The following is a 15,787-nucleotide window of genomic DNA, read 5'->3' as shown; positions in this document are numbered from 1 at the left end:
CATTGCAATGTGGTTGAGTACAGGCAAAGCAATACTTTGTTTTTTATCTCGACTGACACACAGCAGTGCATAACAATCGATAGCCAGGTGGGATCAGCATGAGCGAGCAAAAGCGCAGAAGAAGACGCGAGCGCGGTGGCGCATTAACTGAAGAACAGCAATTAAAACTCAAAGCCAAATTGGCCGACAGTCAATCTAGAGCCAAGCAAAATCAGTTAACGGTGCGCGAAGATAGAAGCGCTAAAGTGCCATTGACACCGGCTCAGCAACGACTTTGGACTGCGTGGCAGTTAGACCCAGCAGACAGTGTCTACAACTTAGCGGGCACCTTGTCTTTTCAAGGCCAGTTAAATAAAGCCTGGGTACAGGCAAGCTTTGCACACTTGGTGGCAAAACACGGCATTTTAAATAGTCGTTTCAGTGAGGAAGCGGGCACCACGGTTCAGCAGCTGCAAGCAGATAACGCTTTCACTTTTATTGACGTGCCCAGCCAAGCTGATACCGTACAGCAGGCATTTGAGATTGCCGACCAGCCTTTTGATTTAACCGCAGAGCCTCTGCTACGTGTTGCACTGCTTGAATCTTCGGGTGAGTGCACTTTGCTGGTAGTGATGCATCACATTGTGACTGATGGCACGTCGATGCAGCAGCTATTTAATGAATTTATTCAAGCGTATGCGTTGTTGCAGAGTCAGCAGAGTTTACCAGAGCTGACGCCGCAAGCCGATTATTTAGATTATGCTTTGTGGCTTACACAGCAAGATCATACCGCGTTGCTAGACAAGCAATTAACAGACTGGCAAGCGGCGCTTGGCGACGATTTTGAACCCCTGCGCCTACCTGCAAACAGCTTGGCAAGGCAAGGCGGCAACTACCCCATCACGACCCAATCGATGACGCTGCCTAGCAATTTATGGCAGCAAGTACAGGCACTGACCAAACAGCACCAAGTGACGCCGTATTTGGTACTGCTCAGTGCGTTTCAATATTTATTGCATCGCTATAGCGACCAACATGATGTCAAAGTGGGCGTGCCCATTGCCAACCGCCATCATGCGCAAACGCACGGGTTAATCGGCTTTTTCATTAATACCCAAGTGGTGCGCTTGGAAGTGGCGCCACAAGACAGCTTTTCAGCGTTACTGGATAAAGCCAAGTCGTTTTCACAGTTCGCACAGGCCAACCAAGATTTACCTTTTGAGCATCTGCTCGATGCCATTAAACCGCCACGCAGCACCGGCAGTCACCCACTGTTTCAGGTGATGTTTAATTATCTAAAGCGTGACAAAGGTGCGATGGACTCATTGCAAGGGGTAAGGCTCAAAGATACTCAAGCGCTGCGATTTTCTATGCCTTTTGATTTGCAATTGGATGTGATTGAAGAAGTCAGCGGTGATACCACGCTGCACCTTTACTATGCCAACACGTTATACAGCGAAGCATTTGCCAAACATTGCTTGGATGAACTGACTGCGTTGCTCAGTGCGGTCTCTTTGCACCCAGCCTCGCCACTACAATATTTAGACTGGTATCCAGCGCACAGGCAGCAGAGCTTGGAGTCGTTTGCAAATGGCGAGTCAGCATTTGAATGGCAAGACTCTATTGCCGACATCATCAGTGCGCAAGCTCAAAAAACACCAGAGCAAAGTGCATTGATCTTTGCTGGTGAGCACATGAGTTACGCACAGTTTGAACAGCGCACCAATCAATTGGCACACTGGTTGATTGCCCAAGGCATAGGCGCGGAAGATCAAATTGGGGTGTATTTTGACCGCAGTTTCGAAATGGTGATTGCGCTTATCGGGGTGATGAAAAGCGGCGCGGCTTACGTACCATTGGACCCGAACTTACCCGCTGATCGCGTTGAATACATTGCGCAAAATAGCACCTTTAAATTGGTGCTTGGAAATCGCGACAATCAGCAATTTAACGTACCGTATTTTGCTTGGTCAGCGCTGTCAGAGCAATTAGAGACGCACCGTAGTGATTATCCAAATGTCACTATTTTGCCGCAGCAAGCGGCTTATGTGATTTATACCTCAGGCTCGACCGGCAAACCAAAAGGGGTGGTGAATCACCACCATGCTTTGTACAACCGGATCAGCTGGCAGGACCAAGCCTATCCGATTGGCAGTCAAGATCGCGTATTACAAAAAACGCCATATGGCTTTGATGTTTCGGTGTGGGAATTTTTCTGGCCGTTGATGCGCGGCGCAACCTTGGTGGTGGCTGAGCCGGAAATTCACAAAGAGCCCCGTGAGCTTGCCGAGCTTATTCAAGCCCAGCAGGTGACCTTATTGCACTTTGTGCCCTCGATGTTACAAGCCTTTGTCAGTGAGCCACTGGCACAAAAATGTACCAGCATTAAGCATATTATTTGTAGCGGTGAAGCGCTGCCTGCGGCTTTGCAAGCCGATACGCTTAAGCTGTTACCGCAACTGGAAATCCACAACCTGTATGGCCCAACGGAAGCGGCCATTGATGTCAGCTATTACGAATGTGATGGCCGCGCAGACAAAGCGGTGCCAATCGGTAAACCGATCGCCGGATGTGAGCTGTGGGTGTTGGATCAGCAACTGAACCTCAGTCCAATTGGCGCTGTGGGTGAGCTTTACATTGGCGGTGTTGGTCTTTCACGTGGTTATGCAAATCGCCCTGATCTCAGTGCGGAGCGCTTTGTTGCCAACCCGTTTGCCCATGACGGTAGCCGTTTATATCGCAGCGGTGACTTGGTGCGTTGGAGTGAGCTGGGTGAACTTGAATATCTGGGTCGAACCGATCATCAGGTGAAGATCCGTGGCTTACGTATTGAGCTGGGTGAAATAGAGACGCAATTGTTTGCCCAAGATGGCGTAAAAGAAGCCGTGGTGGTGGCAGTCAGTGGCCCCAATGGCGGCGCGAGATTGGCCGCCTATGTCAGTGGGTCGTCTTTAGATGAAAGCCGTTTACAGCAGGGCTTGAGTGATGCTTTGCCAGATTATATGGTGCCTAGCAGTATCATGGTACTGGATGCATTGCCGCTGAGCAGCAATGGTAAAGTGGACCGCAAAGCATTGCCTGAGCCTAAGTTGCAAACTCAGCGTGCCTATCAAGCACCGCAAGGGGAGCGAGAAACATTACTGTGCCAGACTTGGCAGCAGGTACTGGGGCAAAGTCTAATTGGTCGTAATGACAACTTTTTTGCCTTGGGGGGAGACTCGATCCTGAGCTTGCAAATTGTGTCAGCGATGCGCCAGCATGGCTTTGCTCTGAGCGCCAAGCAAGTATTTGAAGCGCCGACCATTGCCCAGTTAGCTAAAGCGCTGAGCGAGTTGAGCGAAGCAGATAAAATCCCGCAAGTGGTGAGCGGCGACGCGCCATTACTACCGATTCAACACACGTTTTTTGCCAGACAGCCCAGCCAGATTGATCATTGGAACCAAGCTATTCGCTTGACGCCACCTGCGCCCATTGGCTTGGCACAGTTGAACGACAGTGTACAAATGCTGATCAAGCATCACGATAGCTTGCGTTTGCAATTTCAACAGCAAGGGTCGTGGCAACAAACGTATCGTGAGTACGATGAGGCGAATTACCGCGAAGTGGTTTGGTATCAGCAAACCACAGACAGCGAATTTGATACGTATTTGCTCAATGCCGCTGAACAGGCACAAGCCAGTTTAAGCATTCAGCGCGCTGACTCGCTGCGGGTTTTATATGTCCACAGTGAAAACCGACAAGCCTTGATTTTAATTGCCCATCACTTGGTGATTGATGGTGTCTCTTGGCGTGTTTTAGTGGATGACTTATTGCAAGGCATTGAATTGGCAACTGCGGGCAAGGCAATTGCACTACCCCCAAAAAGCCACAGCTATCAATATTGGGCGCAGCAGTTGCAAGCCTACCCAAGTGCTCACGCCAATGAGTTTGCCCTGTGGCAAAACCAGCAGTGTGATGCCCTTGAATTACCTAACTATGTGGCAGAGGGCGACGCGACCATCGCAAGTGCAGAAACTTTACAAGTTAAGTTGAGCGAGTCACACACTCAAGCCTTGTTATCACAGGCATCACGCCCATATCGTACACATATTGATGAACTGCTGTTGGCTGCTTTGAGTGTGGCATTGAAGCAGTGGACAGGCAGCACCGACGCACAGGTATTCTTAGAAGGGCATGGCCGTGAACCATGGCAGTCGCAATTGGATCTAAGCCGCACTGTGGGTTGGTTCACGTCTTTATATCCGGTGAAGTTAAGTGATGGTGATGATTTGGCACAGACCATTATCGGCACCAAAGAACGTTTGCGTGCGCTCCCCAATAAAGGCATCGGGTATGGCGCATTTAAATATTATGGCAGCGAAGCACAGCAGCAGGCGCTGCGCACAGAGCGTAAGCCGCAAATTGAATTTAATTACCTAGGTCAGCTAGATGCCAACAGCAATACGCAGTTAGCCGATTGGCACATGAGTACAGACGGCGTCGGTAGCAGCATTGCTGCACAAAATCCGCTCAGCGCCGACATTGCAATTAATGGTGCTATTCAAAACAGCCAGTTACAGTTGGCCATCAGCTACAGTGGTGCACGGTTATTGTCATCGGACATGGCTGAATTTGCGCAGTACTTTGAGCAGGCACTCAGTGCAGTCATTAACCATTGCCTTGAGGCTGAAGTGAGATTGACACCTGCGGATGTGCCATTGCTGAGCCTATCTCAAGATGAGCTAGATGCTCTGCCAATTGCCCCGTCGTCGGTGTCGAGCATTTATCCGCTGTCTGCGATGCAGCAAGGCATGATGTTTCACTCCATGATTGAGCAAAGTGCTGCATATCTGAATCAATTAAGGCTGGATATCAGCGGCTTGGATGTCACGCGTTTTAAGGCCGCGTGGCAGCAAGTGGTGGCGAGACATGAGGCCTTGCGCACAGGCTTTATCTCTGGGGCGCAACAGCCTTTACAGTATGTCATCCATGACCATCAAATCGTATTTGATGAATTGGATTGGCAAGCTGAGCCTGAAAAATCAGCCGATAAACTGGCCCGCACAATTTTAGATACAGGTTTTGCGGTGACTGAAGAGGTGGGCTTAATGTCGTTCACCTTGGTACAGCAATCGGCGCAACAGCATCACTTCATTTGGACTTACCATCACATGTTATTGGATGGCTGGAGCAGCACCGCGGTGCTGGCTGAAGTCATGATGGCGTATCAAGGGCATGCATTGCCGCAGCCCGGTGGCCAGTATCAAGATTATTTGGCATATCTGGCCAAACAAGATGAGGCGGCGGGCGATGCGTATTGGCAAAGCCGACTTGCACAGCTAAATGACGCCTCTTATCTGACTGAACTGCAAAACCGTAATGCCTTGGACAGCCAGCTAGGGTATGCACAGCACACATTGCAGCTCGATGAGTCACACGCAGCGCAGTTACAAACCTTTGCGCAGCAGCAAGAAATCACGGTTAATACCGTACTGCAAGGCGCGTGGTCATTGCTACTGAGCCGCATGTTAAATAAATCGGCGGTGTGCTTTGGTGCAACAACCTCAGGGCGACCTGCCGATTTAGTCGGTAGTGACAGCACTGTCGGCTTGTTTATCAATACATTGCCGGTGATAAGCACCCTCGATAATGAGCAAATTGTGGGACAGTGGCTCAAAGCCTGCCAGCAAGACAGTATGCAAAGTCGTGAATTTGAGCACACGCCTTTGTATCAAGTTCAAAAACTGGCGGACGGGCAAGTGAGCTTTGACCAGCAAGGTCTGTTTGACAGCTTACTTATTTTTGAAAACTACCCAATTTCAGAGACACTGGGTGCCAATGAGCTAGATGGAGCAAAGTTCTCTCTGGTTGAAAACCGTGAAGAAACCAACTATCCACTGACGGTATTTGTCGAAACAGCGCAGGGGCTGACCATTAACTTTGCATACCAAGGTTGGCGTATAAGCGCTGAATTTGTGGCGCATCTCGCGAATAACTTGGCGCGTCTACTTGACGCACTGCAAACACAAGTTGAACAGCCTCTTGGACACATTCAATTGCTCGATGACGCCACGCAAGCACAAGTGAAGCAACTCGGCATTGGTCAATCACACACCCTGCCGAGCAGCGATGCATTGGCAATGTTTGAAGCACAGGCAAAGCAAACGCCTCTAGCTGTTGCGGTGCAAAACGAGCAAGGTGAACAGCTCAGCTATGGCGCACTGAATGGTCGTGCAAATCAATTGGCGCAGGCGCTGCTTGCAGCAGGGCTTACTACAGAGATGCCAGTGGCAATCAGCATGACCCGTGGTATTGAGATGATTGTCGCGATACTGGCGGTGAGCAAAGCGGGTGGCGTGTATGTGCCGATCGCGGTAGAGCTACCAGAAGAGCGCCGCGACTATATTTGTCAGCATAGCGGTGCAAAGTTTGCACTTACTAACTCAGAGGTATCCTTTACTGATGATGTGAGCTGTTTAAACGTCACAGATCTGCCGCTTGCATCATATGACGATGGCAACCTTAATGTGCAGCGCCATCACCATCAATTGGTGTACACCCTTTATACTTCTGGCTCCACAGGTTTGCCAAAAGGCGTGGCGATCAGTCACGGCAACCTAGTTAACTTCTTACTGGGCATGCAGCAGCAGCTGGGCTTGGAGAGTGCGCTTAATGCATTGGCATTAACCTCGTTGTCATTCGATATCTCAGGGCTAGAAATTTATCTACCGCTGATAAGTGGTGGTACGGTCACAGTGGCACAAAATGCATCGACGCTGAGCGCTACGTTATTGGCCGAGCAAGACTTAATACAAGCTACCCCAGCAGGTTGGCGCAGCTTGCTAGAGCTTGATTTATTAACACAAGTGCAAGGCAAGCGAGCTCTGTGTGGTGGTGAAGCCCTGCCTGCGGAGTTGGTGGCGGATCTGGCACAAAGTGGCGTTCAACTTTGGAATATGTATGGCCCAACCGAAACCACCATTTGGTCAAGTTGCTACCAAGTGACACAGGCGCCAGTACATTTAGGCGATGCCACCTTAAATACTCAACTGTACGTGTTGGACAACCAATTAAACCTGTGTCCACAGCAGGTGGCTGGTGAGCTGTATATTGCTGGCCTCGGCCTTGCCCGTGGTTATTTAGCTCGCCCTGAACTCAGCGCTGAGCGCTTTGTGGCAAACCCGTTTGCGGATGATGGTGGCCGTTTATATCGCACTGGCGATTTGGTGCGCTGGAACCAAGCTGGTCAGCTTGAATATTTAGGCCGTACGGATCATCAAGTGAAGATCCGTGGTTACCGTATTGAGTTGGGTGACATTGAGGCGCAGCTGTATCGCTGTGACGGAGTCAGTGAAGCGGTGGTCGTTGATGACAACAGCACGGGCGCAACACAGCTGGTGGGCTATGTGTCTGGTAAAGCACTCGATAGCGAAATGATTAAAACCACCATCGCCCAGTGGCTACCTGATTACATGGTGCCTGCACTGGTGATGACGTTGGATGAAATGCCGCATAACAGCAATGGCAAAATCGATAGAAAAGCATTACCAGCACCACAGTGGCAAGAAACACAGGCGTACGTTTCCCCGCAGACAGAGACCGAGTCACGCTTAGCCACTATTTGGCAATCTGTATTAGGTACAGAGCAAGTGGGCCGAGAGGATAATTTCTTTGCGTTAGGTGGTGATTCTATTAAAGCACTGAGCGTGGCGAGCCAAGGTAAACAATCAGGGCTTCACTTTGAGCTCCCTCAGCTACTGAGTACAGGCAGTCTTGCCCAATTAGCGGCGTTAATTGATGGCAATAATATCAGTACCAAACCGGCGCTACAGCGTCAGGCACAGAGGTATTCTGGGCTGTCGTTTGCCGAGCAGCGTCAATGGTTCTTGTGGAAGCTATCACCACAAAGTAGTGCGTATCACATTAAAGGCGGCTTGATGCTGCAAGGGACGCTCAATAAAGAAGCACTGCAAAGAGCATTGGACTTTGTTAGCAATCGTCATGATGCATTGCGTACTGTGTACGTTGAAGATAAAGACGCGCAGGTATCGCAGTATATCGCACCGATTGGCCAATTTGCATATTACGAGTTTGATGCGTCTAATGGTACGGACAGTACTGCATGGCGGGCGGACTTTGTGGCACAGCCATTTGTATTGACCCAAGGCAAGCTGTTCAGAGTTGGTCTGATAAAACACAGTGATTCACAGCATGAACTGGTGGTTGTGATGCACCACATTATCTCAGATGCGTGGTCATTACAGATCATTATTGACGATTTTGCTAAGGCATATCGCGATGCGCTCTCGGATAAGGTGTTACCTATCGACACCGCAAGCGTGCGCTATAGCGATTACGCACACTGGCAGCGGGCTTGGCTAAACGATGAGGTGAAAGCTGAGCAGCTCAGCTATTGGCATAGTACCATTGGTGATGACTTATCTGCGCTGCGTCTGCCAAGCGATATAGCGACGCAGCAAAGTAGCTATCAAGCAGTGACAGAGCAAATTCAGCTAGATGATGCACTAAAAACAGCCTTGGCAGATTATGCCAAAGCTAACAATACCAGTTTGTTTAATGTCTTAATGACCGCACTGAAGGTGTTGCTCCATCGCTACAGCGGGCAATCAACCATTCGTGTGGGTATGCCGATTGCCAACCGTCATAACGCGGGCACTGAATCACTGGTTGGTTTCTTTGTGAATACCCAAGTGATCACCACGCATCTCTCAGGGGAGGTGTTATTGAGTGATGCGCTTGAGCAGGTGAAAACACAGTTATTGGGTGCTCAAGCGCATCAAGATTTACCATTTGAACAACTATTAGATAGCCTTGATTTAGACCGTGACCTTGAACAGCCGTTGTTCCAAGTGATGATCAACCATCAACGTGTCAATGGAGAAGCGTTGCTTGCACTGCCTCAGTTAGATGTGAGCCCCGTATCTATTGATGCCAGCGAAGCCCAGATTGAGTTGGTGCTGAATTGTTATGAAAACAGCGAAGGGCTCACCAATATTGAGTTTGAATTTGCCAAAGAACGCTTTAGTCCGGCGCGCCGAGCAGAGCTTGCTTGTGCACTGAATGCGGTATTGATTGCGTTAGTCAAAACGCAATCACAGCGTATCGCTGACCTTGTGTTGCTCCCAGAAGAACAGCGAGCGCAGTTGCATGCTTTGAGTCAGGGGCAAACACACACGGCGGCGTCTTTGGTAACGTCACAAATAAGCGCGATGGCAAAACAATACCCGCATAGTACCGCACTGAAATTTGCCGACACGGCATTGAATTATCAGCAGCTCGCAGCGCACAGTGATCGTTTGGCACATTACCTGTACGCACAATCTCACCCGGTTGTCGCGGTGCGTTTTGCCCGTGGCATTGACATGGTGGTTGCAGCCTTAGCTGTGTTGAAATCCGGTTCGACATACGTGCCAATTGACCCAAGTTTGCCTCTTGAACGCCAGCAATATATTGCACAGCAAAGTGGCGCAGGTTTATTGTTGAGTGATGATAGTTCCAGTGAATTGAAGGGGGTGTCTACCCATACACTGGATGAGTCCACGCTCAGTGTGTATCCGACAACGGCACTTGGCAACACCATTTTACCCCAGCAAACGGCTTATATGATTTTCACATCAGGCTCGACGGGGTTACCAAAAGGCGTGGCTGTTTCTCATCAGGCGCTGGCAGATCATTGCTATGCCATGCAGCAGTATTATCAGTATCAAGTCGGCGATCACGCAGTGCTCTTTGCCTCAATGGGCTTTGATGCGGCGCTGGAACAGCTGTTAATGCCACTGCTAAGTGGCGCACAATTGAGTGTGGTTGACCCGAAATCTATGGGTCCAGATGCACTCGTCGAGTACGTGGAGATTGAGCAAGTTACCGTGGTGGATTTACCGCCAGCTTACTTGCGTCATGTGTCAAAGCTCGACTCAGTGCGCCTGTGTATTGTCGGTGGTGAAGGCTGGCACCAAGGCGACTTTAAATTGGCTCAGCAAAGCTTGCCACAAGCACAATTTGTTAATGCCTATGGCCCAACCGAAGCTGTGGTCACACCCACGCTGTGGCTGGGCGATGCTAAGTCTTCAGTTGATGGTCGTTACGTCCCCATCGGTAAGCCGGTCGGCAATCGAAACGTATATGTATTAGATAGCGACTTGAACTTGTTGCCACAGGGTGCGGTGGGTGAGCTGTATATCGGCGGCAGCTGTTTAGCTGAAGGTTATGTGCAGCAAGCGGATTTAACTGCCGAACGTTTTGTGGCGAACCCGTTTAGCGACAATGGTACGCGACTATATCGCACGGGTGATTTAGTGCGCTGGAATGCGCAGGCACAGTTGGAATACTTAGGTCGTGTTGACGATCAGATTAAAATTCGTGGTCATCGTATTGAGTTGGGTGAAATTGAAGCGCAGCTCAGTGCACTCGATGGCGTGGCACAGGCGGTGGTTTTGGTGCAAAGCCAGCAGGAGCAACCTGTGTTAGTGGCATTTGCGGTCAGTGATAAGCTGACTGGCAGTGCGCTGCAAGTTGCGCTGCGTGAGCGCCTACCTGAGTACATGATCCCACAAGCCATTGAAATTGTGACGCAGTTACCGCTCAATCAAAATGGCAAGGTGGATCGTAAGCGCTTACCAATACTCACACTTGTATTTGATAAAGGTACATATGTGCCGCCACAAGCGGGTCTTGAGCAGCAGATAGCGCAGATTTGGCAATCACTGTTGAATGTCCCGCAAGTGGGTCGACACGACAGCTTCTTCGCATTGGGTGGAGATTCCATCAGTGCGCTGCGTTTGGTGCCTAGAATTAACCAATTAGGTGATTACGGCATTGAGGTAAAAGACATTTTCAATGCGCCAGATTTGGCGGCTTTAGCCCAACTGACTGCGCAGTCTGAGCAGGGGGTAGCGCGTTTAGCACTGATATCTATTGAGCGCACAGAGCTAATGCCAGTGTCTGCTGCGCAGCAAAGCTTGTGGCTGACGGACAAAATGAGTGATGCTGCGGATAAAGCTGCGTATAACATCGCAGGTGGCGTATCTCTTAGTGGTGAATTAGACATTCAGGCACTTGAGCTGGCATTTAATCAGTTACTTGCGCGTCATGAGGTGCTGCGTACTCGCTTTGTGAATGTTGAGGGCGAGCCGCGCAGCAAGGTGCTTGAAAATGTAAACTTTACCATTGCTGTTGAGCAGGTTGAAAGTGCGCAAAAGGCGATGCAGATTCGCCGTGACTTTGAGCAGCAAGGTTTTGATTTAAGTACCGCACCATTGATGCGCGCCAAAGTGCTGCAACTGGGTGCAGATAGCCATCAATTATTGGTGAGTATGCATCACATCGTCAGTGATGGCTGGTCAATTGCCAACTTGGTTCAAGAGCTTGGCGTGTTTTATGCTGAGCAGCTCGGCGATAATAGTCTGGTTGAAGCGATGGCACCGCTAGAGGTGCAATATGCAGATTATGCGCACTGGCAAAACGCCCGTTTAGCCTCCGAAGAGGGAACTCAAAACCACACATTCTGGCAGCAACAGCTTGAAGCGGCACCTCAGGTCACTACGTTGCCGCTGCATTTCCCGCGTCCGGACAAACCGAGCAGCCAAGGCGAGCAGGTACGGTTTGATATTCAAGCTGATACAGCATCGCAATTGCAAACCTTGAGCGAGGCGCATCAGGTTTCCCTATTTGCCTTGTTAAAAGCCAGTTATATGGCGTTTTTGAGTCAGCAAACTGGGCAGCAAGACTTAGTGGTTGGCACACCCATGGCAGGTCGAGAAACACTCTCGCTGGAGCCATTAATTGGCTATTTCATCAAGGTGATGCCACTGCGTATTAAAGTCAGTGCAGATGATAGCCTTATCAGTTTGGCAAAGCAGGTCCAGCAGCAATTTTTAGCAGTGCAAGATCACCAGCTGCTAACGCTTGAGCGGATCATGCAATTGGTAGGTGCACCGCGTCAAGCGGGTACCTCGCCAATATTCCAGCAGTTGTTTGTAATGCAAAATACGCCACAGCCACGCTGGCCTGTTGAAGGCATGGAGATCACTGAGCTGCCAAGTGGTGAAGTGAGCAGTAAGTTTGATTCAGGCATCTTCATTGAGCCGAGTGAAACTGGGTTCAGTGGTAATCTGGTATTTAAAACAGATCTCTACCTGAAAGATAAAATGGCGACCTTGGTCACTCAGTGGTTGGGTCTGTTGGATACCTTGGCTGTCCATCCTGAACAAGCTTTACCTAAACCTAAACGCAGTAGTGGTGCTAAAAAACGCAAGTCCGCCAAGTTTGGAAAATTGAAAAAGTAAGCTGATTTTTGATTGTTAACCCAAAGCCAAGGTCGCCATGTGATCTTGGCTTTTTCATTTTCCGGCCAGCGCTTAGGCAAGTAAAGCCACATTCTTGCGTGTTTTCCTTAAAAAAAATCCTACTTTGCTCGTCATTAAAAGACATCCCTAGCGTGTGGGCAAACAATGCCCAGTGCAATGCGCTGTGAAACACACTGCTTATGCCAATGTGATTGGCTGAAAACACCTAGGGTAAGCACATTATTGGTTAATTCATAATGGGCTGTTTGGATGCAACCCAGTGTGCCAAATGGCTCCAACTTTACTGCAAGAGACATTTGGCATGATGCAAAAATATATTGATGCATATCCGCAGGGCCTTGGCCTGAGTGTTCAACAAAAACAACACCTATCAACACATGAAAATAGTACACCTGCAGTGCACAGTGTATTGGTGCCGATCGCGTCAGATTTAAGCGTGTCAGTGATAAACCAGCGAGCGACAGACATTGCTCAGCAACAGCTGATATTGCAGTTTGCATTTGTGCAAACTGAGGGGCAAGACGAGCTCCATCAAATGCCTGCCGAACCTGCTGTACCTGTGTGTGAAGCACTCGATAGTGCTGCGGACTTAACGGCGGTGGAACGGGCTAAGCTTATTCCCGTGACTATAAATGCAGCGCACGGACACAATATTCAATTAAGTCACTTTGAGGTTCAGCAACAAGCGTACTTATTGGTCCATGCCAATGCGCTGGCTTTAGATATTGCCAGTGTTTATGAATATATTGATGGATTAGTGCATGGCACTGAGTGTGATGACGAGGTGATCCAATACCCAGACTTTTTAGCCTGGGTGGCAGAGACAAATTCTGCGCCAGAAGCGGCTCAAGGGGCGGCTTACTGGCAGCAAGTGGGCAGCAAATTACAGCAGCTTGATAAGCACTTTCACTTACCTTATCGCAAAGCGCCTGAGGTCAGTGATAGGCAAGCTCAGCAAAGTCAGGCGTGCACTTTGGACTCATCGTTAATGCAGCGTATTGATAACTTAGCCGAGCAACTTGAATTGGACGCTGATGTCATATTGCAGGCGACGTGGTGGTTATTGCTCGCTAGGATCAGTCAAAATAAGAGCTTTGTCGCCGGTTTTGGCTACGATGCCAGACAGATCAGCGAAGAGCTGGAGGGGGCACTGGGTGTGTATCAATTGCATTTACCGCTGGCCATTGAAGTAAGCCCCACACACACGCTCAGTGCGTGGTTGACTCAGTTTGACTTCCAAAGTGAGCAGCATGTTGAATGGGCTGAGTCCTTTGCAGGCCTCGCCGAATTTGGCATAAACACTGCGCCGAGCTGTCTGATGCAGGTATGGCATGGTGAGGCGCAGGGTCAGCTGCTGCGTTTAGATGATGGCAGTGAGCTGCATTTGATGTGTGTGCTGCAAGACGATGAGGCGGTATTAACTCTGCGTCATGATAGTCGAGCTTACAGCGCGGATGCTGTGCAGGTATTGCTTGCGCAATATCAACACTTGTTGATGCAATTAGACAGCCAGCTTCATACGCCAATTGGTGCATTGTCCATTGCCACTGAGCAAGAGCAACAGCGCCATTTGGGACTCAATCGTCCAGCCACTGATGTGCCTTTGTTGTTTGATAAAATCACGCAGTTTGCGCAGCAAAATAGTGTATTGGCACTCACCGATGGGCAGCAAAGCCTTGATTACGCAGCGCTAGATAACCGTTTGTTGCGCATTGCCCAGGTACTGAAAAATAATGGCGTAGTCAGTAATGACATCGTCACTGTGGCTTTGCCACGCAGTTTTGAGCAAGTTTTGGTGATTTTAGCCATTCAACGTTTGGGCGCGGCTTATTGCCCTGTTGATCCGGTGTGGCCCGAAGCTCGCCAAGCACAGATCATCTCTGCGGCGGGCGCCTCGTACCATATTGGTGAGCAAAGCAGTGAGCATACGTTAGGTTTAGCTGCGTTACTCAGTGAAGCTGAACAACTGACGACCGTGGACAGCATTGCATTACCCAATGCCCAGCAAGCGGCTTATGTGTTGTTTACTTCAGGCTCGACGGGCACCCCCAAAGGCGTGGTGATTGAGCATGGCCAATTGGCCCATTATTGCTTTGGTTCTAGTGAGGCACTCAGCTTGGGGGCTGAGCGCTATGGCTTGACCTCAACCGTGGCGGCGGACATTGGTAACACCTGTTTGTTTAACGCTTTTTATAATGGGGGCAGCCTCATCGTTGCACCTGAGCAAGTGGTCAGAGAAGGGCAGGCCTTTGCGCAATTTGTTACAGCGCATCAGGTTGAGGTGGTGAAAATTGTGCCTTCACATCTGCAAGCGTTATTGGAAGCTGAACCCAAGGTACTGCCGCAAAAGTTAATTTTGGGTGGAGAGGCGAGTGCACCTACTTTGCTGCAAAAAATTCATCAACTGAGTCCAAGCACAGAAGTCTTTAATCACTATGGTCCTACTGAGGCGACCGTCGGGGTGTTGTCTCACCAATATCATGACTTAACCAGTTTTGCTGGCACTGTTGCCAAGTTGAGTAAGGCGTTTGCAGGTACCTCGATTTACATTCTGAACGAGCAAGGCGCGCTCTGTGCCATGGGTGAACAAGGTGAGCTGCATATTGCGGGCACACAGTTGGCCCGTGGTTATCTTGGTAAAGGTGAACATGACGGCTTTATTACTGACAGTCCGTGGGCACCACGCCTTTATCCTACTGGTGACGTCGCCAGATATATGCCTGATGGCAGCATCAGCTTATCTGGCCGTAAGGATGATCAGGTGCAAATTCGCGGTTTCCGTGTTGAGCCCAATGATGTTGCCGCTGCTGTGAGCCGCTGTCTTACTTCGGTAGGTTGTTATGTCACCGCCCATAAAGTGGCTGGTCAAACCGCGTTAGTGGCTTATCTGACAGGATTCAGCTATCAAGGCGAGGTAACCTTGGGCTTATTGACTGGTGATGTGAACCAATCCCTTCAAACCAGTTTGCGTGAACAGCTACCTGAAGCCATGGTGCCACAGTTTTTTGTGGCGCTTGAACAGTTGCCACTGCTGGCGAATGGCAAGGTTGATCGCAGCCAGCTGCCAGACGTTGCAAAATTACAAACCCATCACTACGTTGCGCCTAACTCGCAATTAGAAACATGGTTAGCGGATGCGCTGGCAAACATTCTTGAAGTGGACAAAGTCAGTTGTGATGCAAGCTTCTTTGACCTTGGTGGCCATTCACTGGCGGCCATTAAGCTGGTGACGCGCATCAAGCAGCAGCTGCTGATGGATGTTGAGCCGACCTTGGTGTTTGATAATGCCACCATAGTGAAATTTGCAGCGGTGTTAAGCGCACAGCATAGCAACCCGCAAAAATTAGAAAAAATCGCCATGACGCAACTAAAGCTGGCAACGTTATCGCCCGAGCAGCGCAAAGCGCTGCAGCAAAAGCTCGGCTTGGGCAGCTAGTACACGTAATCCATTCAACTTTGTATATGGGAGTCGGTGACTCCCTTTTCCTTTTTTCGAGATACAC

The 15,787-nt window shown here is 49.7% G+C and carries 2 protein-coding genes; both read left to right on the top strand.

What is annotated here, in order from left to right:
• Positions 1–98 precede the first annotated feature (98 nt).
• Positions 99–12,263: an amino acid adenylation domain-containing protein gene (locus N473_RS25185; RefSeq protein WP_063370339.1), complete on the top strand. Its 12,165-nt coding sequence runs from the start codon at positions 99–101 to the stop codon at positions 12,261–12,263.
• Between the two features lie 289 nt (positions 12,264–12,552).
• Complete coding sequence (locus tag N473_RS25180; protein WP_231099632.1) at positions 12,553–15,720, top strand: non-ribosomal peptide synthetase; 3,168 nt, start codon at positions 12,553–12,555, stop codon at positions 15,718–15,720.
• Positions 15,721–15,787: the final 67 nt, after the last annotated feature.

It is taken from the genome of Pseudoalteromonas luteoviolacea CPMOR-1, assembly GCF_001625685.1.
Classification (GTDB): domain Bacteria; phylum Pseudomonadota; class Gammaproteobacteria; order Enterobacterales; family Alteromonadaceae; genus Pseudoalteromonas; species Pseudoalteromonas luteoviolacea_K.
This window is presented reverse-complemented; position numbering and strand designations above follow the sequence as displayed.